The following is a 23,660-nucleotide window of genomic DNA, read 5'->3' as shown; positions in this document are numbered from 1 at the left end:
GGATTACTCAATTATGAACTGGCACACTCTTCTTGATTCGTGCAGGAGGTCTATTCTACCGAAGTCCTCTTACCCGACCCGATCGCCCCCTCTCTCCTCAACGCGGGGCTGGCGATCGATCTACCCGAATTCATCGCCGCCCAAACGCGGGATCTGGCGGAACGCTACGAACAAAAGTTCGCCCCCTCGGAGATCGATCGTCTGATCGCTTTTCTGGGAGGACATCCCTATCGCTTGCAGTTGGCGTTCTATTACTTCCAACAGGGAACGATCGCCCTAGAAGAACTGGTAGAAAATGCCGGGATCGCCCTAGATCTCTACGCGGAACATTTACAACAGCAATGGTGGAACCTGCAACGCTATCCCCACCTACAGGACATTTTCGCGGAAATCGTCGGGCGGTCCGCCCCGATCGAGTGCGAGGCGGAACTCAGCCTTCCGTTACAAAAGATGGGTTTGGTAAATCGACAGGAAGGCAAAACGAGTCTCGCTTGCGAGTTGTTCCGTCTGTTTTTCCGCGAGCGTCTACAACGACGGGACGAGTGAGGCGGGTGGCGAACGCGTTGGTTAGACCGAATCTCGCGAAATAAGGCAGATTCGCCGGTAATAGGGAAAGGTTAAAAGGAAAAGGTGGAGGGATAAGCTGACGGTTATCCGCCGACCGCTTTTCGGTGGTCGGCGGATTTTCGATCGGGAGTACAAGCTTCCCCGAAACACTTTTCTCCCGGAAAGGGGAAGCTCGCGCTCGGCTCCGATAAAAAATTGAAAACCCGTCGGTTAGGCGGGTTTTCGTCGCTCGCGCGTTCCGTTCGGTAGGATTAGACGGCCGCGAAGTACACTTTCGACTTCACGGGGTCGGGAACCATCGTCGCGTCGCCCTCTTGCCAACCCGCGGGACAAACTTCATCGGGATGGGATTGGACGTATTGAATCGCTTTCAGGGTGCGGAGGGTTTCATCGACACTGCGACCGAAGGACAGGTTATTAATGGTCGCGTGTTGGATGATCCCTTCTTTATCGATGATGAAAAGACCGCGCAGGGACACGCCCGCGTCGGGATCTAACACGTTGTAAGCGGTACTGATTTCTTTTTTCAGGTCGGACACGAGGGGGTAAGCCACGTCGCCGACACCGCCGGATTTGCGATCGGTTTGAATCCAGGCCAGGTGCGCGAATTCGCTATCCACGGACACGCCCAAGATCTCGGTGTTGATGCCGGTGAACTCGCCCGCCCGATCGCTGAACGCGGTGATCTCGGTGGGACAAACGAAGGTGAAATCGAGGGGGTAGAAGAACAGAACGACGTATTTGCCGCGATAATCGGATAGTTTGATGGTTTTGAACTCCTGATCGACAACGGCGGTAGCGGTAAAATCCGGAGCCGCTTGTCCGACTCTTAAGCAACCTTCGGCGGTCATGCTGTTACTCTCCTTGCGCGTGTTGTTGTTGGGAAGGCGTTGATTTTTACATTCCGTAACAACTATATCATAGTCATAACGATTTTGAGTACCGAGGTGAACGAGATCGCCCCCGCGCGTCCGGGGAAATCTCTCGCGAGCGATTAAAAATACAGGGGTCAGGAGTCAGGAGTCAGGAGTTAGGAGCCAGGAGTTAGGAGTTAGGATTTAATAGGAGAGAGGAGAAGCGAAGAGAGCTTTAAAGCATAAATCTTGTATTTTTCACATTTTTATTCTTGAAATTGTAAGTTTATAGTTGAATGTAACTTTCGATTCTTATTGGTGACAGAAACATAATCTCCGAATTCCGCCAGAAGTCTACTAGACCTCTCGCAAAATTCATTTTTGAGGGTCTAAAAACTTCAAAAACCGAATTTATACAAGAAAAATAGATATTTTCTGAAATTTTTAGCTCTAATCTTCTTTATTCCTTCTCCTGGCTCCTGGCTCCTGACTCCTGACTCCCTGACCCCCTGACCACACGACAATTGCTGAATTCCGCCGGAGGTCTATTCTTCACGGTAGAGACACGATCTCGGCGATCGGGGTAATCTGAGGGGGGAAAGCGACGACGGGGGTTTATGAGTATTCGGAAATCTACCCTTAGCGACGAACAGTTCGTCCGGATACGTTGCGGCACGGACGGACGCACCTATTATTTCGAGGCGATCGGTTCGATGTACGCTCACCCCCTGGACGGGGACGAACCCGTCCATCTCTTCGATTTTTTAGGGGTGGATATTTCCCGTTGTGTTCGGGAAGAGGCGATCGATCGCTGGTTTCTCGTCAGTCGCAAGTTTTCCCTGTACCTCGCGCCCGAAACGGGTCGGGTTCTCCGGCGCTGGCGGAATCCCTGGACGGGGGAAACGCTCAACGTTCTCCATCGTTCCTACGATTATCAGGAATTCGCCATCCCCCCGCGGGTAGAAGTTTATCGATCGGCTGATACTTCTTTCGTGTCCCTGGATATCAATCTAAAACTTGCCAATCCCCTGGCGATCGAGCCGCGCTTCGCCGATTACTCTCCCGAACCCTTCGTACAATCGTCCGATTCGTATAAATTTATTTTCCCGACCGCGATGGTCGATCGTCCGGGGAGCGGGGGGGATTCGGGCCGGGTCACTCTCTCCTATTACCGGATGGGTCCCTGGGAACCCTGGATGAAAATGAAAGGGAAACCGGGGTTTATCGTTCTCAACTACACGGGAACGAAAACCGATCGCTTCGACGAACTGCACCCCGAGATCCGGGAGCGGATCGAAAATCGTCTCCCGCTGTATCGGGAGGCCCCCGCCGGACGATTGCCGCGCTCGATCGCCACCAGTTGGAGCCGTTTCGAGGAGGAATTCGACGCGTACTGCCGCGGCGAGGAATTTCCCCTCGCGGCCCCGCTTCCAGACGCGTTTTCGCGGACGGGAACCCGGACTGACCAATAATCGATCCCGCGGCTCGCGGGAGAGTCATCGGGATCTTGGCGGGATTGAAAAAGGGAATTACCGTCAGAAAAACGCTATCGAGTGTTTTTGTAAGGATGGGAGGGAAGGGAGAGCGGCAAACCCCCTCGATCGGGTGGTTCGTTCCTGGACCGTCTCCCCTCGGAATTTCGATCGGGCGATCCGATCGGGATTAGCGAGCGGAGGAATTCTTCGATCGTACCAGACCGATCGAGAAGAGGCTCAATAGTCCGAGAAGCATCGAGGGTTCGGGGGTATCCGCGGCCGGTTCTAGAGGCGATTCGCTGAAGGCCGAGAAACTCCCGAGTTTGGTGCTTAAAGGAGCGAGACCAGTGACCGACGATTGGAAATCGATCCCGTAGCGGAGCGAGAAAGAATCGCCGCGATCTGTAGCCCCGGAGCCGATCGCCACGTAGATCGTGTCGTTCGCGAGCAAGTTACCGAGATCGAAAAAAGTGAGCTTTAAAGATTGATTGTATCCCGCCGTGGTGCCGCCGCTCAATTTCAGCCTATTGTTAACGTAGATGCGCAAAGTCACCCCGTCGGTACTCGGAAACGTGTAATCGACATTGGTTAGAAGCAGATTTTGGATGCCGTACACGCCGGCACTCTCCACGGTATAAGCGGCGATCACGAAACGCTCGATGCCGTCAGATGCCTGGCTTGAACCCCGTCCTGGATGACCGCCCGGGCCGGTATTATCTATCGCGTTGGGATAGCTTTTTAGATTCCCGAAAAAGGCGTAGGCGCCGTCTCCAGAGCCGGGAAAGGTTAGATCCGTCGTGTAATAAAAGTCCGGCGCGACGAATCCGCGGAACGAGGTGTAATTCGCGGACGAGCCGATCGCTCCCCCTTTATTCCAGTAGAAGTTCCAACCCTTCGGGCTATAGGGGGTGGCTAACGCGTTTTGAAAAGAAGTGAGCTCGGCCGCCGAGGCTCGTTCGATGCCGATCGATCCCAGGGCGAGAAATAGTAATCCCGTGCCGAATAAAAGATTAGCGGTTTTGCCTTTCATGTTTCAAAAAGTTGTATTTTCTTACCAACAGTACACGTTTCGTGACGACTCTCAAAAGAAGTATATTCTATTTTTAGATTTGTTACCATAAATAAAGTCGAGCTTGTCAATAAAAGTTAATGTAATCGGACGCGGCAACATACGGGAGGCTTTCCCCGCGACGATTTTGACGGTTTCCGCGGGGCGCTCCGGTAACTTTTTTCTGTCCGACGGTCTCCTTAAAGGGAACAGGCAACAGGGAAGGCATCGTCTCGGGGATTTAAACACCGAAAAGACGCGATCGCCCGAAGGAGACGGGGCTTCGACCCGTTGGTCGGCCCTTGGAAACGAACAGGCAACAAATTTTGGATTCGACCAAAAGTTCTTACGGTTGTCCGTTGCCTGTTCCCTGTTCCCTCCACCGAAGGTCGGTGACGGAAAGACCCCGGCTTATGCCGATTTTCCGAACGTTCCCACGGGGGTACGGGTGGGGGAAGAGGTCTAGGGGAAAAAGTGGACGAGTAAACTTTTTCCCCTAGACCTCTTGCACAATTCGTTTTTGAGGTTATAAACATCTCAAAAAATGTGATTTCACAACATAAATAGGTTTTTACTGAAATTTTTAGATATAATCTTCTTTATTATTCTTTTTAGCTCCTGAATACTGGCTCCCGGCTACCTAAACACGCGACAATTATTGAATTTTGCCAGAGGTTTCCTTTCGTCTTTTCCCTGACCGGCAAGTTTGTCCGGTTTCGGGAAATCCGGTCTTACCCCTATGTCGCGCCGTGTCGCGATCGAGAGAGTTCGCGTGTCCGTCGAGCCAACGGGAAAAGAGAGCGAGAACCGGCCCGCTCCCGTACAGATGATGTTAGGGGAAAATTTTTCTCGTCGGATCAGGACAGACTACCGGCCCGGGCGAATTCCAGGAGCGAATCGGTCAGCGCCGCGCGATCGTCTCCCGTCAGGTAGTAACTTCGGCCACCGAGATCGTTTAAAAACCGTAATAAGGCTAGACAGGCGCTCTCTAGGTCGGCTCTCTGTCGCGCTACCGCGAGGGTTCGTTCGCGGGTCGCGTAGATCCGTCCGTCGGTAATTCCCTCGGCCGTTCCCGCGCGCCAACATCGAAAGGAATACCCGTTCGTCTCCGGAATTAATTCGACCCGCCATCCGTGATAGTCAAAACTCGTGTGGATCATGCTAGGATGTCTCGCGTGAAAGAGGGGATTACAGGGATTTCCCGCTCGATCGGCGGACAAGCAAGCCCTGTAGGTGTCTAACTTTTTACTGTACCCCGAGCTTCTTCATCGGAACCGCGTACTCCGTGCAGATTTCGTGCAGAAAATATTTTGTCTACCTCCCGAGAAGGGATTTATTTCAAGCGATAACCCAATCCGTGGACGGTTTCGATGAAATCTTCCGGCGCGCCGAGGGATTTGAGTTTGTTCCGCAGGCCGCGGATGTGGGAGGTGACGGTTTCTTCGGCCGGGGAATCGTCCAGCGGCCATACCCGCTCGATAATACCCGATCGACTTAACACCCGTCGTCCGTTCGTTACCAATAATTCCAACAGCGAGAATTCTTTCGGGGTCAGGGAGAGAGAGTGTCCGTCGTAGGTGGCCTCGTAGGTGCTAGGATGCAACTGCAAGTTTCCCCAGGATAGTAAAACGCCAGGGGAGGTGTTGCCCCTCCGGAGGAGCGCCCGGATTCTGGCCATTAACTCGCCGAGATCGAAGGGTTTCGTCACGTAATCATCGGCTCCCGCGTCCAATCCGTCGATTTTATCCGTGACCGTATCGCGCGCGGTCAGGAGAAGGACGGGAACGGTGGCGTTCGGGTAGACGGCATGGCCGGCCTCGACGCGGCGCAGTCGTTGACAGAGACGCATCCCGTCGAGTTTCGGCAGGGTGACATCTAATACTAATAGGTCGTATTTACCCAATTCTAGCCAATTCCAGCCTTCTTCGCCGTCTCTAGCCACATCTACCGCGTACTGACGGGAACTTAAGGTCTCTCGGAGGATCTCGGCGAGTTGGATATCGTCTTCTACGACTAAAATTCGCATGGTCGATCGGGGGAGATAGGGTAAGCTGGAAGTAGCGTCGGATAATCGTTGATGAATTGGTTCAAACAGGGAAAATGGATCGCGGGAGGGTTCGGTTTGACCCTGTTACTGATGGGGGCGATCGCTCTGGTTTCCTATCGGAATACTTTAGCGTTACGAGAGAACGCGAACAAGGTGGAAGCGACCTACGAGATCATCGATAATTTAACGAATCTCTACGCTAACATGGCGGTGGCGGAATCCGGGAGACGGGGTTATATTAAAACGGGAAATCAGGAGGAGTTAGGCCGTCACCGTCGGGCGCTCGCTCTCATGGAATCCAATCTCCGACTGCTCGCGAAACAAGTACGGGACGGGACGGAATTCGAGCGGGAACAGGTCGCGAGGATCGATCGTTTAGTATATCAAAGAATCGGTCTTTTCAATCGCTCGATCGAGATCTATCGCCCCGACGAATCCGACGATATCGCTCAGGAAACGATCACGAGCGAAAGTGTTAAGATTCGCGAGCGATTTCAATCCTTACTCGCTTATTTACAAGCGAGTAAGAAAAGAGATTTACGCAGTTATATCGCTAGTTCTCGGGATAGTATTCGCGAGAATTCTCTTCTCGGTTTTATCGGTACTTGCGCGAGTTTCGGAATTATTTCAGCGGTTTATTTATTGGTTTTCCTGCAAGAAAAACAGCGACAAAAAATCGAGCAAGCCAAACAAATTTTATTACAAGAGAAAGAATTATCCGATCTAAAAATTCGCCTTTTCTCGATGATATCTCACGAGTTTAGAACCCCGTTAACGGTTATCCTATCTTCCGCGCAATTACTCGAAGATAGCTTACGGGAGGTGGATCGATCGAGCTTGAAAAATATCTACCGTATCCAGTCTTCGGTCAAGTTAATGAATCAATTCTTAACAGATATCCTGATTTTAACGAGAGCGGAAGCGGGGAATTTAACTTGTACGCTAGAGCCGGTAGATATCGAGGCGTTCTGTTTGAATCTCGTGGAAGATCTTCAGTTTCTCAATAAAAACAATACCCCGATCGAGTTTCTTAGCGAGGGATTTTTAAATCGTCCCGATCTGGACGAAAAGTTACTATACTCGATTTTGAGCAATTTATTGTTAAATTCGATTAAATATTCGCCCACGGGAGAACATATCGTGTTAAGTCTAAAAAAAGAGAGCGATCGAATCGTCTTTCAAGTCCGAGACCGGGGGATCGGCATCGCGGACGAAGATAAAGCGCGGATTTACGAACCTTTCTATCGCGGTACGAACGTCGAGAATATTATCGGTACGGGGTTAGGATTAGCGGTGGTGAAAAAATGCGTCGAACTTCACCGGGGCGAGATCGAGATCGAGAGTGAAATCGGCGAGGGAACTTGTGTTACGGTGAGATTACCGATGACTTGAAAACCTATGGCGAAAACCCCTCGAATTCCGATTCCCTCGTCCGTCCGCGACTACGTTTACCGACGGGATAATTATCAATGTCAAAGTTGTGGCAAACGGGAGACGGATACCGGACTGTCGATCGATCATATCATCCCCCTAGCGATCGGCGGCAGTAACGACATCAGCAACCTACAAACCCTCTGTCTCTCCTGCAATAGCCGCAAAAAACACCATCTCGATCCCAGGTTTAAACGTTACTTTGCCGATCCTTGAATTTCTCTCGATCGAATTCTACAGGGAGCGCGTTACTCGCTATCGATCGTAACGATGACCCTCCGTTACCAGTCCTTGTCAGGTTCGATCTCGGTCGGGATTTACAAATCTTCCAGCTGTAAACCTGTATGTTTCGCGATGCGAGCTAACATTTTCGGGCCGATCTCTTCTTTGTCATGAAAAGCGAAAACAAAGTCCGGTCGATCGTCGATCGGGACGCGAAAGAACGCGATGAGAGCCTCCAGTTTCCCGTTTAACGTTCCAACCGATCCGAAGCAAGGCCGCTAACACTCGCTTGGCTTTTGTCGAACTCCATTGACTCACGCGGCTTGAAAAGATATGGTAACGAGTGTAGCCTCGCCTTCTCCGTGTTCGAGACGATCGGCCAGGACGCGTAACGCTAGGGCTTGAACTCGCGCGATCGCCTCTTCACGGGTCTGACCGTAGGCCAAAACACCTGGTAGTCCGATCATTTCCGCGATCCAGCGTCCGTCCTCTTCCTGTTCGATTTCAACGGTTAAATTCATAGTCACATCTGGAAAATTCCGTCTGATTTTTACATTTTAATCGAGTTCGAGCCGGGTCGTGTTCTTCGGGAGCATTTTCGATCGGGATGGTTTAGGGGTCGATCGAAGCGGGTTCGGCTAGGAAAAAAGTCGCGCGGGCGATCGAGTGAATTCTCTTCCCCCTCGCTATAATTTTGAATAAGATCTGGAAGTTTTAATCTAAAAATCTTTTCAACTATGATCGCGACAGTGGGTAAATGGGGAAATAGTCTCGCGGTTCGGATTCCGCCGGATCTAGCGAAAGATATTCAATTAGCGGAAGGGATGGAGATAGATCTGCTCGTTATCGATGGAAATCTCGTGATTCAACCGAGAAGCCGAAAACGATATACTCTCGATGAATTGGTCGCGGGGATCGCGCCGGAAAATCTACACGGGGAAATAGAGAGTGGAACCGCGGTTGGAAAGGAAGTATGGTAGAGATTTCGCGCTCCTATATTCCCGATCGAGGTGATATCGTGTATCTCGACTTCGATCCAACGAAGGGACACGAACAGAGAGGGCATAGACCGGCTTTTGTCGTCTCTCCCCGTAGCTATAACGAAAGAAGTTCTCTCGCTTTGTTTATGCCGATCACGAAGCAACGTAAGGGATATCCTTTTGAAGTCGTTTTACCCCCGGAGTTACAGGTTCAAGGGGTTATTCTCGCCGATCAGATCAAGTGTTTAGACTGGACGGCACGGGCGATTCAATTTGTCGAGTCTGTTCCTAACAGTTTAATCGAGGAAGTACAGGCAAAAATTGAACCATTATTGTTCTAAAAGCGTTCGGTTTTAGGGGGAATTTTTCGCGATGGTTTAGCGATCGATCGATTGCTGAATCGGAAGCAGAATCACGTCACACGCCATTCTAAACCTCGCATATTAGTAGACTCTACAACTTTGGGATGTGGATCGATCGGCTTGATCGAACTTCTCAGTTTTAATTGTACGTTAGCGGGATTGATCGCGCGTGGAAATAGTCTAGAGTGTTGCCTCGGTTGTTCGAGATGCAGGACAACGTGTAATCGGGTTCCATTAAGAACCTCTCTTGCAAAATCGCTTTCGGAAAGGTCTAACGCGTTGACCTTCGCGGGTAACATGGCCGCGAGGGTAGAGAAAACTTTTTGTGCCACTTCTTCCGACAGGTCTTGAGGTTTTGTCCGGGGTGACTGACGGTAATCTTTGACCTCGATTAACCAGATGTCTCGCTCGTTAATAGCGATAAGATCGACTGCTTTAATACCATCCCACATTCTAAAGAACTGGTTCCGATAAAAAGCCCATTCATCGTATTTGCTGACCTTCCATGAATCGGGAAAATCAAATGTCAAGCCATCAACTTCAATTCTCACCGCTCTCAGTCTCCAATATTTAGAAAACGGTCAGATTGGGCGAGATCTTCATCGAGCGCGGTAATCTCTCCAATTTCATCAATCGCGTTTCCTTGTTTGACGATAACGCTACCCTCGGAGAAATGTAAGCCAAAAAATCTTGGATTCAGTTGGTCATTATGTTGATCGGCCATGAGAATTTCAAGCTCGCGTAGTAAAAATAAGCTATGAGTGGCAATAAATACTTGAATACCTGCGTGACCGAGATTCACGATACTTCGCGCTACTTCTTTAATTAGGCTCGGATTGAGATTTGCTTCGGGTTCATCCCAGAATAAAAACCCCTTGTCTATTAATACTCCAGTGGCGATTAGACGGGCTAACATCGCTAATTTACGATGTCCTTCGGCGACGAGGGGCATCTCAAATCGTCCACTGTCATTCTTCAAATAAAAACGACCATTTTTATCTAACTCGATCGATCCACCCATCGCCGACTCGATCGGTACTAACAATTTCTGAATTCGTTTCACTTTAGGTCCTTTTTGCAAAGGGAAACTGAGAAGCAAACAGGTATCTCGCCAAGTTTCTTCAAAGTCAAGATAACGACTTTCGTATAGGGAAACGAAGTTCGGGAAAATAGTTAGGAGTTCCCGCGTAGGAAGATAGACAGAAGACACGTCAAGCCAAGACTCTGGAAGTTTTTCGACTACAACTTCTGTTTTACTATTAGTAGCAAAGCTAAAGGCAAAATTAAACTGTTTATCTTGAAAATTTAGCTTTATATCGCATCGTTCACGCCCTTGCTTTCGTCGAGCGAGTCTCCCAAGATAATCTGGACGAAAAACATTAACAATTTTTTCCGCTAAACGAGTTTGTAGTAACGCTTTTGTCGGTGATCCTCCAGATTTTCGTCCTTCTTTCCAGCTAGTAGCAAGTGCGGAGTAAGCAATCTTGAGAAGATGAGTTTTCCCCGTTCCGTTTTCGCCGACAATTACATTAATGGTTCTAGAAAATTGGAGATCGATCTCGGAAAAAACTGTCAAATTTTTAATGCTTAAATTACTTAGCATAGATTCCTCCTAGATGTCCATCCTAAGAATATTCTACCTCTATCTACCGATCCCTCCCACAACCCCACCCACCGATCGAAAAATCCCCTCTCCGCGAAAGAAAGGGGATTCAAACACATTGAAATAAAAAACTAACCGGCGGCGAAAACACCCGCGGCGGCCGCGACACCGGCACCGGCGGTCACGCCATCGTAACCGAGTTCGATTAAGGTCGCTTCAATGGCCGCGATTACCGTCAACACATCGCGTTCACTCGCGAAACCGAGATGACCGATGCGGAAGATTTTACCCTTGAGGTGATCCTGGCCCCCGGCGACGGCGATATCGAACTGTTTCCGAAGGGTCGATCGAATTTTCTCCGCGTCTACTCCCACCGGCGCGACCGCGGTAATGGCGGTACTGGCCGCGTGATCCGGCGCGAATAAAGGTAAACCTAACGCTTTCATCCCCGCGCGGGTGGCCGCGGTCAAACGTAGGTGACGAGCGAAGATCGATTCTAAGCCCTCGCGTCTCATCATCTGTAGCGCGGCTTGTAGGCCGTACATCAGGTTGATGGGAGGGGTGAAGGGGGAACTATTCTCGTCGGTGGCTTTTTTGTATTTGCCGAGATCGAGGTAGAAACGGGGGATTTTGGCGGTTTCGTAGGCTTTCCAGGCTTTCTGGCTCACCGATACGAAGGCGAGTCCGGGGGGGATCATATAGCCTTTCTGCGAACCCGAACCGACCACATCTAACCCCCATTCGTCGATCGGAATATTGAACGCGCCGAGGCTGGTGACGGCATCGACGATGATTAACGCCTCGCCGTGTTCCTTGACGGCTTTATTGATCGCTTCCAGATCGTTGAGTACGCCGGTGGAGGTTTCCGAGTGGGTAACGATCACCGCTTTGATGGTTTTTTCCTTGTCTTCGGCGAGTTTGGCTTTAAAGACTTCCGGATCGAGGGGTTTGCCCCATTCGGCTTTAATTATCTCGGCGTTTAACCCGAAAGCTTTGGCCACTTTTCCCCAACGCTCGCCGAATTTGCCGTTATCCCCGACTAAAACCCGATCGCCGGGACTGAGGAAGTTAATAATTCCCGCTTCCATCGCCCCGGTTCCCGACGCGGTGAGCATTAACACGTCACCGCTCGTTTGATGGAGCCATTTGAGATTTTCGGTCAATTCGGCGATAACTTTGCTAAAATCGCCGCTTCTATGGCCGATGGGGTGTTTGGCCATGGCTAATAAGACCGATTCCGGCACGGGGGTGGGGCCGGGAATCATGAGCATCTGCTTGTTTTCCATAGATTGTCTCTCTCGTCTCGCGATAATTAACAGGCTAGAAATGAAAGGTTCGATCGAACGAATTCCGCGGGGATTTTTTAAGATTCGGAATTCCGATCATACCGCGGGAAATAACGCCGCGATCCCCTCGATCGGGTTATCGAGTTTGACGAGGGATTCGCCGATTAACACCGCGTTCGCCCCCGCGCTCGCCACCACTCCTACATCCGCGGCCCGGTGCAGTCCGGACTCGCTGACGATGAGAATTCCTTTTTCCCGGATCTTTTCCCGTCGCGCCGTCGTTAATTGACGCGTGGTGTCGATATCGACGGTAAAGGTCTCTAGATCGCGGTTGTTGATGCCGATTAATCGGACTCCCTCGATCGCCAGCACCCGATCGAACTCTTCGAGAGTATGCACCTCCACCAACGCGGTCATCCCCAAACTATCGACAATTTTCGCGAAGTATGCTATATCCCGATCGCTGAGGATGGCGGCGATTAAGAGGATGGCATCGGCTCCCCGAGTGCGCGCGTAGTAGATTTGATAGGGATAAAGAATAAATTCCTTGCAAAGTAGGGGTAAATCGACCGCTTGCCGCACGAGCGCGAGATTATCGTAACTTCCCCGGAAGAATTTCTCGTCCGTCAATACCGACAGACAACTCGCCCCCCCTTCCTCGTAAGCGCGCGCGATCGCCACGGGATCGAAATCTTCCCGGATAATACCTTTACTGGGGGAGGCTTTTTTCACCTCCGCGATCAGTGCCGGTTTCGTTTTGCCGTCGCGGATGGCCGCCAGAAAATCCTTCGGCGGGGGCGTTGTGGCGATTTTTTTGCGTAATTCTAGTAAAGGAACCCGCTCGCGCAGTCGATCGACTTCGATCTCTTTATTCCAGACGATTTCTTCTAAAATGTTCCGCGGTTCCGCTTCCGGGATCTTGACCACGTAACTGAGGTTCTCGACGTTTACGGCAGGGCTAGGAGGTCGTCTTCGGATTTGCATGGATGTCGGTAGGAGACTGCTGACTAGCCATTTTACCTCGATCGGTGGGGGGGACGCGCCGGAACCCGTCCCCGAAGCGGTCTACTGGATTTGTTCGATCGAGCGATTCAATAAAGATTCCTGGCGGTTTTCGGCTTCTTGACGCTCTTGGGTGAGCAATTCCCGCGCTTTCTCCTCTTCGGTTTGTCCCTCTCCTAACCCCTCCTCGCTACGGGCTAAGAGATTTTGGTGTAAATGTTCGTTGTCGAGTCGTTCTTTGGCTAAATTCTGGCGCGCGTGTTCTTGAATATTCATAACTCATTACCCTCCCGACGGGAGCGATCGAAATCTCTACTTTCACTGTGACACGATTCTCGCGTTCCGTATCGGAGACTACAGAAAAGTTTAGAATTTTGCGATGGCGATCGAACAAAAAAGGGCTACGGTGATCGGTAGCCCTCTTTTGTCAGCGCGAAACGCTCTCTTAGCCTAGAGGATGGAACAACAGATCGGGATAGAAGCGATTGAATTCGATTAAGATGCCGGCGGTAAAGGTTAGCAGAGCCATGATTAACACGGGTGCGGTCGAGAGAAATTTGGCCATTATGAGTTCTCCTGATGAATCGACAAGCAAAAAAGTCAAGTTATTGCAACAAAAATTAACGGGGGGAAACGGGAATTTCCGAATCCTTGACGGTTAATTTACCGGAGAGCGCTTCCTGTAAAGCGGCGACGGGCCAGAGGAAGCCGGTGAGCATTTTGCTGACGGCGAGGGGAACATCGATGATGATTTCCTTCATTTCCGCGTCTTTGTCATCGCGAACGGCGATCAGGTACGAGCGACCGACCCAGCCGATCCAACCCGCGATATACAGGAAGAGGATGCTAGGGATGAAGAAATCTCCCATGTGATCCCAGCGTCCGTCCACGATCAGGTGGGGATAGCCTTCGGGGCCGCAGAGGGCCTGGGAGTAGGTTTGAGCGCGTTTGGCTCCGGATTCGGGATCGCTGGTGGTGTTGCGGAAGGTTTTCGCTTTTTGCAAGAAAGCGGGGTTTTCGCCGCAGGGGGTTAAATTCGCGAAATCCGCGGACGCGGGGGGCGCGAAGGTAAACCAAACGGTTAGTACCAAGACCAAAGCGAACAATTTGCGCATAAATTGTTTCCTTTTGTTACGAAATATGAAGTTCTCTGTTCAAAAAGCGAACAAGTCGATCGTACTCGGAAAAAATCTTACTCCGCCGGGTGATCCGAGTAAAGTTCCCCTATACAAAACTACACGCTATCGGGAGAGTTACGGGGCGAGGGATAGAAGGAAGGCTATCATCCCTAGTTCCCGATCGCTAAATTTACCGAACGCTACCTTTAGTCGATCGCCGGTAAATTTCCTCGATCATCCTCTGGAAAATTACAATCGGTACAGGCTATCGTCCGTCCCGATCGCCAAGCCCACCGAACGCGACACGGGGTAAATAACCGAAAGGATCTAGCCCATAATACAGTTATCCGGCCGATCTCCCATCATTTAATCGGAGTCCATGCCATGACAGCCGTTACCGAGAATGACCGGAAACGCTTAAAAGATCTCATCATCGGACTTGCCGACGGACAGAAAGCGATCGAGAACCGAATCACGGCGATCGAGAGTAATCTGGAAGGTATCCGAACCGATCTTACCAACCTAGCGATCGGGCAGGCGGAAATCAAAGGGGAGATTAAAGCCGTAGACTCGCGCATCACGGGACTCAAGGAACGAACCGACGATATTAACGGACGGATCAACATCATGACGGTAGGGTTTCTCGGTATCCTCGGTGTTTTCGTGACCGCTCTCGTCGGTATCGTCGGAAAAATCGCTTTCTTTCCCGGTAATCCCTAGACCGAGCGGTGAATAGTCTTGGAAAGGATGGAATCTCTTAAATAATCGCCCGATCGCTCGATACTGGAATTCCCGACCCGCTCTCGGTTACACTGGTCGATAGAGCGAATATAAAGATTTGTGACCATGAGCGCCGCGATCGATCTCCAAAACGTTTTCAAAATCTATAATGACCGTCCCGTTGTTGACGATCTCTCCTTCACCATCGAGGAAGGCGAGATTTTCGGCTTACTCGGCCCCAACGGCGCGGGGAAATCGACCACCATCCGCATGATGATCACCCTCACCTCTCCGAGTCAGGGACGGATAGAAGTGGCGGGATACGACGTGACACGGCATCGGAACGCGGTAAAACGGAATATCGGCGTGGTTTTACAACAGATCAGCGTCGATGGCGAGTTAACCGTTTGGGAAAACATGGAATTTCACGGACGGATGCACCATATCCCCAACCCGAAACGACAGGAATTAATCGATCGATGGCTGGATTACGTTAGTTTAAGCGATCGAAAGACTTCCCTCGCGAAAACCCTCTCCGGGGGGATGAAACGCCGTTTACAGATCGCCCGCGCGCTACTCCACGAACCGCGAATCCTCTTTCTCGATGAACCCACCGTCGGCCTCGACCCTCAAAATCGCCGTCGTCTCTGGGAAGTAATTCGCGACCTCAACCGTCAGGGCATGACGATACTACTCACCACCCATTACATGGAAGAAGTGGAATTCCTCTGTAACGATAACGGGACGGGAAAAGAGGGACGCATCGGCATCATGGAAACGGGTAAATTGATCGAGTTGGGAACGCTAGACGAATTTCGATCGAAATACGGCGAGGGATTGGTTATCAAACAAAAAGACGACAAGATCGAGTACAATTTCTTCCCCACCCTCGCGGAAGCGAACGTCTATTTAGATACTTTAGGCGATAAAACCGGGATCATGTGTCGCGAGTCGAATCTAGAGGATATTTTCGTCGAGTTAACCGGCCATCGCTTGGATTAGGATTGTCGGCTAGTCTCTTCCTCGATCGACAAGTTCTCCGTTAAATTATTATCGTGTAAGCGCATTGCCGCCGCAAATCCCGCTTCGGTCGCGGAGATGTATTGATCAGAGGGTCTAGGCTTGTCTCGATCGACCTCTAATTCACCCACATCAGATGGTAGATCGATCGATTCACGATTATAGACCGCGGAAACTAATTTACAGATACGACTATGGATAGCGATATCGTATTTGAAAAGATTGTCAAAAACTCGATCGGTTGAAATTCTTTGTAGTTCTCTATCACCGATTTTATCAATCTCTACCGTTAACTCGAATCGACACTTCTGGCTATCCAATAGGACAAAAACATTGAAGATATTGTTAATATCCGTGGAAGAGAGTTCGATTCTTTGAACAATGACTTTCATGATATCTTATACACTCCGTATTCAGTCCAATATATAATAAAATCGGAGAATCGCATTTTATATCTTGTTCGTTCCTCGGGATCTCGAATTACTAAAAATTCCTTCTCGTAAATACTGTCCACGATTACCATATGCCCTATTTTAGCTTGTTCTGGCCATTCGGACCAAAGTAAAGCGATCCAAGGGCCAGTTTGCATTAAAGTCTCAATTAACTCCCTAGGGGTCGCTCCGGTAAGTTTGAGAAGCCCTCCTTGCCAGCGAGAGGGGTTATCGGAGTCTATAGTATTCATGACTGCGGCTAAAACATCGGCGGATACTATACCCCGACTTATGCTATATCCGGACGGACTAATAAGCTTGACTAAAAATTTTTGCTCGACTGAAATGCCAAGATCTCTTAACAACATCTGAGCGCAGGCCGCACCACAGTAATATTGGTCTTCCTGTTGAATCACTGTAGGATCTGCTTGTTCATCAATTCTTGGCTGGTTTCCTCCAGCACCCGCATCTTCTGGATACATTTCTAATCTCTCCTCCACTTACGACAATTATCGCAGTGACCGCAGTGAAAATCAATCCCTCTCTCCTCGAAACCGAACGCGTTCAGGAGGAAACACCAGCGACATTGGCGAGTATAGAGATAGGAAACCATTTCATCTCGCCTATTGATGGAAAATTTCGGTAAACTATCCGAAGAAATCAGGCGATAACGGAAGGGATCGAGCCATTCTAATCGATCGAGACCATGCAGGAGCGCGAGAGCGATCGCCCCGTCGGGAAACTCTTCATTTATCCTATTTATATCGCCCTCTCCCGGAATCTGTCGGGAAATCCGTAACGCTTGCCGATATTGTTCCTCGCGCTGATTTTTAAAAAAATCCCGTAACTGTCGATCGCTATTATCCAACCATCCCGTCGGTTCGCTGATTAAAGTTAACGCTTCCATCGTTTCCCCGTCGCGTCCACCGCGTCCGACTTCCTGCAAATATTCCGATAATAAAGAAGGCGCGTGATAATGAATTATCCAACGAACATCGGCTTTATTAATCCCCATCCCGAAAGCCGAAGTACACACGACAAAAAGTAAATCTCCCGATAGCCAGCGCGTTTCTATCTCCCGTCGTCGCGTGGGGGATAAACCCGCGTGATAGGCGCGAACCCGATAATCCATCGATTCCAGCCACGTCGCCAGATTTTCGCTCTCCCGTCGCGATCGCGTGTAGATTAATCCCGATCGCCGGGGTTTACCGCGCAGGGAATGCAGTAACTGATGACGGCGACAGCGGGGGCTAATACATATTTTTGTATTTAAGTCAAGGTTTTTTCGGTAGGGATCGAGAAGGAAAAGTTTCGGGTTTTGGAGTTGTAGGACGCGCGCGAGGGTTTCGCGGGTGGTGGGGTTCGCGGTCGCGGTGAAGGCGGCGATCGCTATCCTCGTCCCCGCGGGTTTACACTGGAGTAACGCCGGGCGAACCGTTCCCAAGCGACGGTAGGTAGGACGGAAACTATCGCCCCACTGGGTTAAACAATGGGCTTCATCGAGGATTAATCCGTTAATTTTGACGTGAGAGAGGGTTAATTTCTCCCAAACGGCGGAACTTAGCAGGGTTTCGGGGGAAAGATAGAGAAGGCGTAAATTCTGACGCTCGATCGATTCTAGGGTTTTCTTCCGCTGGAACTTGGGAACCTCGTTATGGAGTAGCGCGGCGGGAAGGTTTTTTTCCCGTAACTCTTGAACCTGATTTTCCATTAACGCGACGAGGGGGGAGATAACGAGCGTTAATCCCGTTTGCAAGAGCGCGGGAAGTTGAAAACTGATCGATTTTCCCCCTCCCGTCGGCATAACGATGATCGCGTCCTCCCCGTTTAGCAAAGTTCGGACGATCTCTTCTTGCGGGGGACGGAAGGCGCTGTACCCCCAAATTCGTTGGAAGGTGGCGAGGACTTGGCTAGTATCGGACATCGCGGGCGATTATAACGGGAATATTAGCTCGATCGTAGCCCCACTCCCGCTAATTGTCCCGATATCCGCCGATCTATCCTCGGATCGTTTACCATCTATCCAAATCAATCCTGAAAGCCGAAACAATTTAAGAATTCAATCTACACATTTTTTAACAAAACTTCCTATAATGGCCGATGTGTGCTTCGAGTATCGATTCTCGAACGCGACGCGGATCGATCGAAGATAGACACCGCTCGAACCGAATTTAAGAACGATTTAGCGGGATTAGGGCTAAAAAAGTTTTAATTTCACCGTCGATCGAGCGTTATCAGTTTTTCAACCTCGCTTTGTTTTGTTAGGGTGGGCGATGCCTACCTTATTTTTTTCGGGATCTCGTCCGCTCCCGCGTTACCCGTGTTCCGGGAGCGAGAATCGGTACGATCGATAGCCCCCGATTGACCCCCCGAAAAAAACGACCGTCTCGCCTCGATCGATCGTCCTCCACCCCTTGAAATCCGCTCTAACAATCGTTACACTTCTTGAAAATACGATTCACTTTCGGGGGATAATGTAGCTTGGCTAACTCGTTGACGCGATTTTCGAGATTGCTGAGTTTATATTCCGACCCTTAACTTTAAAAAGCGTCTAAGTAGACACCAAATTGTCAATTAGGAGGAGCGTAGTCAATGGGACTACCTTGGTATCGAGTACACACAGTCGTCCTGAACGATCCGGGGCGTTTGATTTCCGTCCACCTGATGCACACCGCGCTCGTCGCGGGCTGGGCGGGATCGATGGCTCTTTACGAGCTTGCCATTTTCGATCCTAGCGATCCCGTTCTCAATCCCATGTGGCGGCAGGGAATGTTCGTCCTTCCCTTCATGGCCCGCCTCGGGGTCACGGGATCTTGGGGGGGTTGGAGCGTCACCGGGGAAACCGGTGTCGATCCCGGCTTCTGGTCTTTTGAAGGCGTTGCCGCCGCTCACATCGTCCTGTCCGGTCTGCTATTCCTCGCGGCCGTATGGCACTGGGTTTACTGGGATCTCGAACTCTTCGTAGATGCCCGCACGGGCGAACCCGCCCTCGACCTCCCGAAAATGTTCGGGATTCACCTGTTCTTATCCGGTTTACTCTGTTTCGGTTTCGGCGCTTTCCACCTGACCGGTCTCTGGGGGCCGGGGATGTGGGTATCCGACCCCTACGGTTTAACGGGTCACGTCCAACCGGTCGCGCCCGAATGGGGTCCCTCGGGCTTTAACCCCTTCAATCCGGGGGGTGTGGTCGCCCACCATATCGCGGCGGGCGTTGTCGGGATTATCGCCGGACTGTTCCACTTATCGGTTCGTCCGCCCGAAAGACTCTATAAAGCCCTGAGAATGGGGAATATCGAGACCGTTCTCTCTAGCTCGATCGCCGCGGTGTTCTTCGCCGCTTTCGTCGTGGCGGGAACCATGTGGTACGGTAACGCGACCACCCCGATCGAACTGTTCGGCCCCACCCGCTACCAGTGGGATAAAGGCTACTTCCAAGAAGAGATCGCCCGTCGTGTCGATGCCAGCATCGCCGGTGGCGCGAGTGTCAGTGAAGCCTGGGAAGCGATTCCCGAAAAACTCGCCTTCTACGATTACGTCGGTAACAGTCCCGCGAAAGGCGGTCTATTCCGTACTGGCGCGATGGATAGCGGCGACGGTATCGCCAAAGAATGGTTAGGCCACCCCGTGTTCAAAGACTCCGAAGGTCGCGTGTTAAACGTCCGCCGGATGCCCAACTTCTTTGAAACCTTCCCCGTGGTTCTCACCGACTCCGAAGGCATCGTTCGCGCCGACATCCCCTTCCGTCGCGCGGAATCGAAACTCAGTATCGAACAAACCGGCGTGACCGTTTCTTTCTACGGTGGCGCGCTCGACGGGAAAGTCTTTAGCGATCCCGCCGACGTGAAAAAATACGCCCGGAAAGCGCAACTCGGCGAACCGTTCGAGTTCGACACGGAAACGCTGAATTCTGACGGGGTATTCCGTACCTCTCCCCGCGGCTGGTTCACCTTCGGTCACGCGGTCTTCGCTCTCCTGTTCTTCTTCGGCCACATCTGGCACGGTTCCCGTACCCTGTACCGCGACGTGTTCGCCGGGGTCGATCCCGATCTGGAAGAGCAAGTGGAATTCGGTTTATTCCAGAAAGTGGGCGACCTCAGCACACGGAAACAAGAAGTCTAATTTCATCTAGAACATCTAACCGAAGAGGGTCGATCGATCCTCTTTTTTTTCGCCTTTTTCCGCGCCGGACACGCTCCGCGCCCGCTCTTCGACAGTTTTCCCGCTCGATCCCCCGTCGTTTTTCTCGAAAATCCCGGCGTTTCTTATCGAGTTCTTATCTTTCCTGTTTATAGTGAGAGATTGAATCACGCGCCCTTGCGTGATCGCTCTCCCGTCGATCGAACCCCTACCGCGACACCGAGGTGCTTACTGTTTCCCTTCCCCCGGTGTTCGGTCGGGAATCGGCGGGAGATTTTCTGTCTCTCGCGGGGGATCTTCGGTCACGTTCGAGACGGTTCGATCGCTCCCGCTATCGGCCAAATTTCAGCGTCCGGATTACAGGATTCGGTCTATGTTAGAGATCGTCCCCTCGATCGCTAATTCGGATCGAACCATGAAAACTCTTCTTACCAAACTCGGAAAAATCCTGATTATCTCCCTCGCGCTCGTTGTATTCTGCGCTGGCTCCCTATTTCTCTCGCCCCGTCCGGCGATGGCGGACACCGAAGAAAACACGCTCTCGGGAACGCTCGACAATTTCCTCCGATCGACGGTAAACACCTACCGGGAAAAAACCAACGCCTCGTTTAGTGCCGATCTCAAGGCTCTCCAGAAAACCGTTAACGAACTCTCGGAACAGTTAGAAAAAGTCGCCGATCCGAGAACGGACGAAGAGACGCGCCAACAGTTAACGGGGAAAATTCTCGAAAATCAGCGAACTTTACAAGAATCGGCCGACTCGTTTACCCGATTAGCCACCGAATCGGAGAATTTCGACAGGGAACTCGATCGATCCGCGCGGGATTTTCTCGATCTCGTACAGGGAAGCGTACACCCTCGATTGACGGATTCGCGGGATTCCCTACAGGGGATCGCCGGGGCGATCTCCTCCCTCGCGGAAGACACCGCGGGGATCGATACCGCGGATCTCAAAGCATCGATCGCCCGGGTGGGAAACCATATCAACGCGCTCAACGGGGCGATCGAGTCCGCTAATCGGGCCGTCAAAGCTCTTTCCCGTTAAATCGCGCCGGTAATAGCCCGATCGACGCTCGATCGGGTCGAAAACGCCCGAACGCCGGTACAGGAGTCAGGAGGAGAAAGGAGAAATCACAAGCTTATAAAGTCCAAAAACGTTGATTTTTTGCAAAATATTTGTGAATACATAGGTCACGAGTCGAGTTTGACTTTCCACTCTCACTTTCGCGAGAGGTCGATCCTTTCCCGTTCCGATCCTCCCTGCCGATCGCCGATTTCTCCCGGACTCTTGATAAATCTTCATATTGCATTTTGTATCTAAAGATACCGTTTTTCATCGAGAATGATATAGTAGAGAAGTAGGATAAAAAAGTCGCTAAAAGTCCGTCCGCCATGAACAAAAATCGTCAGCAAATGTTAACACAAGCGGCCGCCGCCCATCGGGAAACCCTTCGGAGAAATTTACAACACCGTCTCGAAGTCGCTAGGGCGCAGGGCGATGATAGTTTAGTTCGCCAGTTGGAAGCCGAAGCCGCCTACCTCCATCTTCGTTAAGTTTTCGGTGTCAAGTCATAGTCTAGTTGTCGGTTATCAGTGGTCGGTTCGCGCCGATCACTTTTGTTTTTTGGGAAAAAATTCACCCTCGCCCGATCGAAGCCAATTAGAAGTCTCTTTTTTCCAGAGAAAAAGCGAAAAAACTCGTATTTTGAAAGCTCATAACGGAAAGTTGATAGCTAAACGCCTCTTACCTCCTGTCTTCTGTCTCCTGCCTCCTGCCTTCTCGAACCGACCCTCACCCGATCGGGTGGGATTTCCGAACGATTGGCAAAAAGTGTTGTCGTTTGTAAAGCGATCCGTTACGCTAGGCACAAGAGCGCTCTCGTGATCAACTCGCTGTGAGGAGGATTCATCCCATGCGCTGTCGTCAATCCCATCCCTCTCTTTCCGCCTCGATCGCTTTCTAGTTAGTCCGGGGATCGCGTCTATGATAGGAGTCGGGAGCCGGTCGTCAGAAGAAAAACAGTCCACCCTGTCCGGCTTGTAGAATTCCCTCCCTGTCTTCCGAAAACATTGCTGGAGCTTTCAAGTTTTTTCGCACCTTACTCGCCGAAGTTTCCCGGTCGCACGCCGGGAACCTAGTACACGCGCGAACGGAGAAATATTTATGATTCAACTGCAAGGAAAAACCGCCCTTGTAACCGGGGCTTCCCGTGGCATCGGCCGGGCGATCGCGCTCTCGTTGGCGCGCCGGGGACTCTCCCGGATCGTCCTCGTGGCCCGAGACGAAGAACGATTAAAGGAGGTAGCCCGAGAGATCGAAACCCACGGGACGAAAGCGACCGTTTTCCCCCTCGATCTCACCGAAACCGAAACGGTAAGCCGCACGATCCCCCGCGTGTGGCAAGAGTGCGGGGGGATCGATCTCCTGATCAACGCCGCCGGGATCGCCCATCAAACGTCCTTCCTGCGATCGAGATTCTCGCGGGTACAGGACGAGATCTCGCTGAACCTGTTGGGAACCTACGCGATCACGCGCTCGATCGCCCGACGCATGGCGCTCCGACGACGGGGTACGATCGTCAATGTCTCCAGTCTCATGGGCCAGATCGCCGCGCCCACCATGACCACCTACTCGGCCACGAAATTCGCCCTTTTAGGCTTCACGCGAGCCTTACGGTCGGAATTGCGGGACTACAACATCCAGGTCATCGCTTTACTGCCCACCCTGACCGATACCGATATGATCCGGGATCTCGCTCTCTTCCGCTGGCTGAAACCGATGCCGGCCGAACGGGTGGCCGAGGGACTGATCGAGGGGTTACAGAATCGGAGAACCGAAATCGTCATCGGTTGGCAAAGTCATCTAGCCCTCTGGTGTCAGAAGTTCGCCCCGTGGCTGATGGAGAAAATCGTCGATCTAGCCACACCCCCGTCGGAACTGAAGCGAAAACGACGATGGAAGGAGGTTTTTAGCTAGATTTATCCGGCGAGATCGGGGATTAGCGCGCTCCCCCTCGATCTCGCCGATAATAATAGAGAGTAGCCCCTCGCGAGTCCGTCCCATGAGCCAAACCCCGATCACGGTCACGATCACCCTGGAAGAAGCTCTCGCCCGTTTCGATCGACGCTTTGATAAAATCGACGAGAGATTCGACAAGATCGATGAAAAATTGGAAAATTTACAGAAAGAGATCGCCGATGTCAAAATAGAACAGGCTAAACTATCGGAAAAAATCGATGGATTAAGTAAACGGGTCGATAATCAGGAGTTTACGAACCGCGGCATCTTAATCGCTTTAGTGGTCGCTATTATCGGTAGCGTGGCCAAATTAGTCGGACTGATCGGCAATCCCTAAC

General features: G+C 51.2%; 28 protein-coding genes. 13 read left to right on the top strand and 15 right to left on the bottom strand.

Translation table 11 applies throughout. The features are described from left to right. Positions 1-39 precede the first annotated feature (39 nt). On the top strand, positions 40-546 hold the full coding sequence (locus V0288_RS19980; protein WP_332866929.1) for an AAA-like domain-containing protein: 507 nt from the start codon (positions 40-42) through the stop codon (positions 544-546). A gap of 272 nt (positions 547-818) precedes the next feature. Here the strand turns inward: V0288_RS19980 and V0288_RS19975 are convergent, their stop codons facing one another. Continuing rightward, positions 819-1,418 carry a peroxiredoxin gene (locus tag V0288_RS19975; protein ID WP_332866928.1) on the bottom strand — a complete coding sequence of 200 codons (600 nt, stop codon included), beginning with the start codon at positions 1,416-1,418 and terminating at the stop codon, positions 819-821. Positions 1,419-2,038: 620 nt separating this feature from the next. Between V0288_RS19975 and V0288_RS19970 the strand changes: the two genes are divergently transcribed. Further along, on the top strand, positions 2,039-2,893 hold the full coding sequence (locus V0288_RS19970; RefSeq protein WP_332866927.1) for a DUF1838 family protein: 855 nt from the start codon (positions 2,039-2,041) through the stop codon (positions 2,891-2,893). A gap of 190 nt (positions 2,894-3,083) precedes the next feature. Here the strand turns inward: V0288_RS19970 and V0288_RS19965 are convergent, their stop codons facing one another. The 3 genes from V0288_RS19965 to V0288_RS19955 form a co-directional block, all read right to left on the bottom strand. Then, positions 3,084-3,926: a hypothetical protein gene (locus tag V0288_RS19965; protein WP_332866926.1), complete on the bottom strand. Its 843-nt coding sequence runs from the start codon at positions 3,924-3,926 to the stop codon at positions 3,084-3,086. Positions 3,927-4,801: 875 nt separating this feature from the next. Beyond that, positions 4,802-5,104 (bottom strand): hypothetical protein, encoded by a 303-nt coding sequence (locus tag V0288_RS19960; RefSeq protein ID WP_332866925.1) that lies wholly within the window; start codon positions 5,102-5,104, stop codon positions 4,802-4,804. Between the two features lie 173 nt (positions 5,105-5,277). Beyond that, entirely contained in the window at positions 5,278-5,970 is a 693-nt protein-coding gene (locus tag V0288_RS19955) for a response regulator transcription factor (RefSeq protein ID WP_332866924.1), read from the bottom strand. 51 nt (positions 5,971-6,021) lie between these two features. Here V0288_RS19955 and V0288_RS19950 point away from each other — a divergent pair, with 51 nt between their 5' ends. After that, entirely contained in the window at positions 6,022-7,383 is a 1,362-nt protein-coding gene (locus V0288_RS19950) for a sensor histidine kinase (protein WP_332866923.1), read from the top strand. 6 nt (positions 7,384-7,389) lie between these two features. After that, positions 7,390-7,638 carry an HNH endonuclease gene (locus V0288_RS19945; protein WP_332866922.1) on the top strand — a complete coding sequence of 83 codons (249 nt, stop codon included), beginning with the start codon at positions 7,390-7,392 and terminating at the stop codon, positions 7,636-7,638. A gap of 320 nt (positions 7,639-7,958) precedes the next feature. Here the strand turns inward: V0288_RS19945 and V0288_RS19940 are convergent, their stop codons facing one another. Beyond that, positions 7,959-8,165 carry a type II toxin-antitoxin system HicB family antitoxin gene (locus V0288_RS19940; RefSeq protein ID WP_332866921.1) on the bottom strand — a complete coding sequence of 69 codons (207 nt, stop codon included), beginning with the start codon at positions 8,163-8,165 and terminating at the stop codon, positions 7,959-7,961. A gap of 216 nt (positions 8,166-8,381) precedes the next feature. Here V0288_RS19940 and V0288_RS19935 point away from each other — a divergent pair, with 216 nt between their 5' ends. Continuing rightward, the gene (locus V0288_RS19935) at positions 8,382-8,624 is read left to right on the top strand and encodes an AbrB/MazE/SpoVT family DNA-binding domain-containing protein (protein WP_332866920.1); all 243 of its coding nucleotides are present in this window, start codon (positions 8,382-8,384) and stop codon (positions 8,622-8,624) included. Beyond that, positions 8,618-8,965, top strand: coding sequence for an endoribonuclease MazF (mazF, locus tag V0288_RS19930; RefSeq protein ID WP_332866919.1), 348 nt, complete (start codon positions 8,618-8,620; stop codon positions 8,963-8,965). Before V0288_RS19935 ends, mazF begins: the two co-directional genes overlap by 7 nt. Before the next feature lie 71 nt (positions 8,966-9,036). Here the strand turns inward: mazF and V0288_RS19925 are convergent, their stop codons facing one another. The 7 genes from V0288_RS19925 to V0288_RS19895 form a co-directional block, all read right to left on the bottom strand. Then, entirely contained in the window at positions 9,037-9,438 is a 402-nt protein-coding gene (locus tag V0288_RS19925) for a hypothetical protein (protein WP_332866918.1), read from the bottom strand. 104 nt (positions 9,439-9,542) lie between these two features. Continuing rightward, entirely contained in the window at positions 9,543-10,589 is a 1,047-nt protein-coding gene (locus tag V0288_RS19920) for an AAA family ATPase (protein ID WP_332866917.1), read from the bottom strand. Positions 10,590-10,720: 131 nt separating this feature from the next. Further along, positions 10,721-11,875: a pyridoxal-phosphate-dependent aminotransferase family protein gene (locus tag V0288_RS19915; protein WP_332866916.1), complete on the bottom strand. Its 1,155-nt coding sequence runs from the start codon at positions 11,873-11,875 to the stop codon at positions 10,721-10,723. A 96-nt stretch (positions 11,876-11,971) separates the two neighbouring features. Beyond that, positions 11,972-12,859, bottom strand: coding sequence for an indole-3-glycerol phosphate synthase TrpC (trpC, locus tag V0288_RS19910; RefSeq protein ID WP_332866915.1), 888 nt, complete (start codon positions 12,857-12,859; stop codon positions 11,972-11,974). Between the two features lie 81 nt (positions 12,860-12,940). Further along, positions 12,941-13,153, bottom strand: a complete 213-nt coding sequence (locus V0288_RS19905) for a hypothetical protein (RefSeq protein ID WP_332866914.1) — start codon at positions 13,151-13,153, stop codon at positions 12,941-12,943. A 169-nt stretch (positions 13,154-13,322) separates the two neighbouring features. After that, a complete protein-coding gene (gene psaJ, locus V0288_RS19900) occupies positions 13,323-13,442 on the bottom strand; it encodes a photosystem I reaction center subunit IX (protein ID WP_332866913.1) in 120 nt (39 codons plus the stop codon). 55 nt (positions 13,443-13,497) lie between these two features. Then, positions 13,498-13,992: a Photosystem I reaction center subunit III gene (locus V0288_RS19895; RefSeq protein WP_332866912.1), complete on the bottom strand. Its 495-nt coding sequence runs from the start codon at positions 13,990-13,992 to the stop codon at positions 13,498-13,500. A gap of 387 nt (positions 13,993-14,379) precedes the next feature. On the opposite strand from V0288_RS19895, the gene V0288_RS19890 reads away from it, so the two are divergent. Both V0288_RS19890 and V0288_RS19885 read left to right on the top strand, forming a co-directional pair. Continuing rightward, on the top strand, positions 14,380-14,715 hold the full coding sequence (locus tag V0288_RS19890) for a hypothetical protein (protein ID WP_332866911.1): 336 nt from the start codon (positions 14,380-14,382) through the stop codon (positions 14,713-14,715). 126 nt (positions 14,716-14,841) lie between these two features. Beyond that, positions 14,842-15,717, top strand: coding sequence for an ABC transporter ATP-binding protein (locus tag V0288_RS19885; protein WP_332866930.1), 876 nt, complete (start codon positions 14,842-14,844; stop codon positions 15,715-15,717). Here V0288_RS19885 and V0288_RS19880 read toward each other — a convergent pair. From V0288_RS19880 to V0288_RS19870, 3 genes are read right to left on the bottom strand one after another with little or no spacing between them, the layout of a single operon-like run. Further along, on the bottom strand, positions 15,714-16,127 hold the full coding sequence (locus V0288_RS19880; RefSeq protein WP_332866910.1) for a hypothetical protein: 414 nt from the start codon (positions 16,125-16,127) through the stop codon (positions 15,714-15,716). The genes V0288_RS19885 and V0288_RS19880 overlap by 4 nt on opposite strands. Further along, positions 16,124-16,648, bottom strand: coding sequence for a cysteine peptidase family C39 domain-containing protein (locus V0288_RS19875; RefSeq protein ID WP_332866909.1), 525 nt, complete (start codon positions 16,646-16,648; stop codon positions 16,124-16,126). Before V0288_RS19875 ends, V0288_RS19880 begins: the two co-directional genes overlap by 4 nt. Positions 16,649-16,650: 2 nt before the next feature. After that, a complete protein-coding gene (locus V0288_RS19870; protein WP_332866908.1) occupies positions 16,651-18,090 on the bottom strand; it encodes a RecQ family ATP-dependent DNA helicase in 1,440 nt (479 codons plus the stop codon). 668 nt (positions 18,091-18,758) lie between these two features. On the opposite strand from V0288_RS19870, the gene psbB reads away from it, so the two are divergent. The 5 genes from psbB to V0288_RS19845 all read left to right on the top strand — a co-directional run bounded on the left by psbB (position 18,759) and on the right by V0288_RS19845 (position 23,659). Further along, positions 18,759-20,285: a photosystem II chlorophyll-binding protein CP47 gene (psbB, locus tag V0288_RS19865; RefSeq protein WP_332866907.1), complete on the top strand. Its 1,527-nt coding sequence runs from the start codon at positions 18,759-18,761 to the stop codon at positions 20,283-20,285. 433 nt (positions 20,286-20,718) lie between these two features. Next, positions 20,719-21,348, top strand: coding sequence for a hypothetical protein (locus V0288_RS19860; protein ID WP_332866906.1), 630 nt, complete (start codon positions 20,719-20,721; stop codon positions 21,346-21,348). 347 nt (positions 21,349-21,695) lie between these two features. Continuing rightward, positions 21,696-21,857, top strand: coding sequence for an arginine synthesis PII-interacting regulator PirA (gene pirA / locus V0288_RS19855; RefSeq protein ID WP_332866905.1), 162 nt, complete (start codon positions 21,696-21,698; stop codon positions 21,855-21,857). Positions 21,858-22,470: 613 nt separating this feature from the next. Further along, positions 22,471-23,280, top strand: a complete 810-nt coding sequence (locus V0288_RS19850) for an SDR family NAD(P)-dependent oxidoreductase (RefSeq protein ID WP_422662034.1) — start codon at positions 22,471-22,473, stop codon at positions 23,278-23,280. 85 nt (positions 23,281-23,365) lie between these two features. Continuing rightward, positions 23,366-23,659 carry a hypothetical protein gene (locus tag V0288_RS19845; RefSeq protein ID WP_332866903.1) on the top strand — a complete coding sequence of 98 codons (294 nt, stop codon included), beginning with the start codon at positions 23,366-23,368 and terminating at the stop codon, positions 23,657-23,659. The last annotated feature ends 1 nt before the right edge of the window (position 23,660 follow it).

Origin of the sequence: Pannus brasiliensis CCIBt3594 (genome assembly GCF_036688125.1) — a bacterium.
Taxonomy (GTDB): Bacteria; Cyanobacteriota; Cyanobacteriia; order Cyanobacteriales; family Microcystaceae; genus Pannus; species Pannus brasiliensis.
This window is presented reverse-complemented; position numbering and strand designations above follow the sequence as displayed.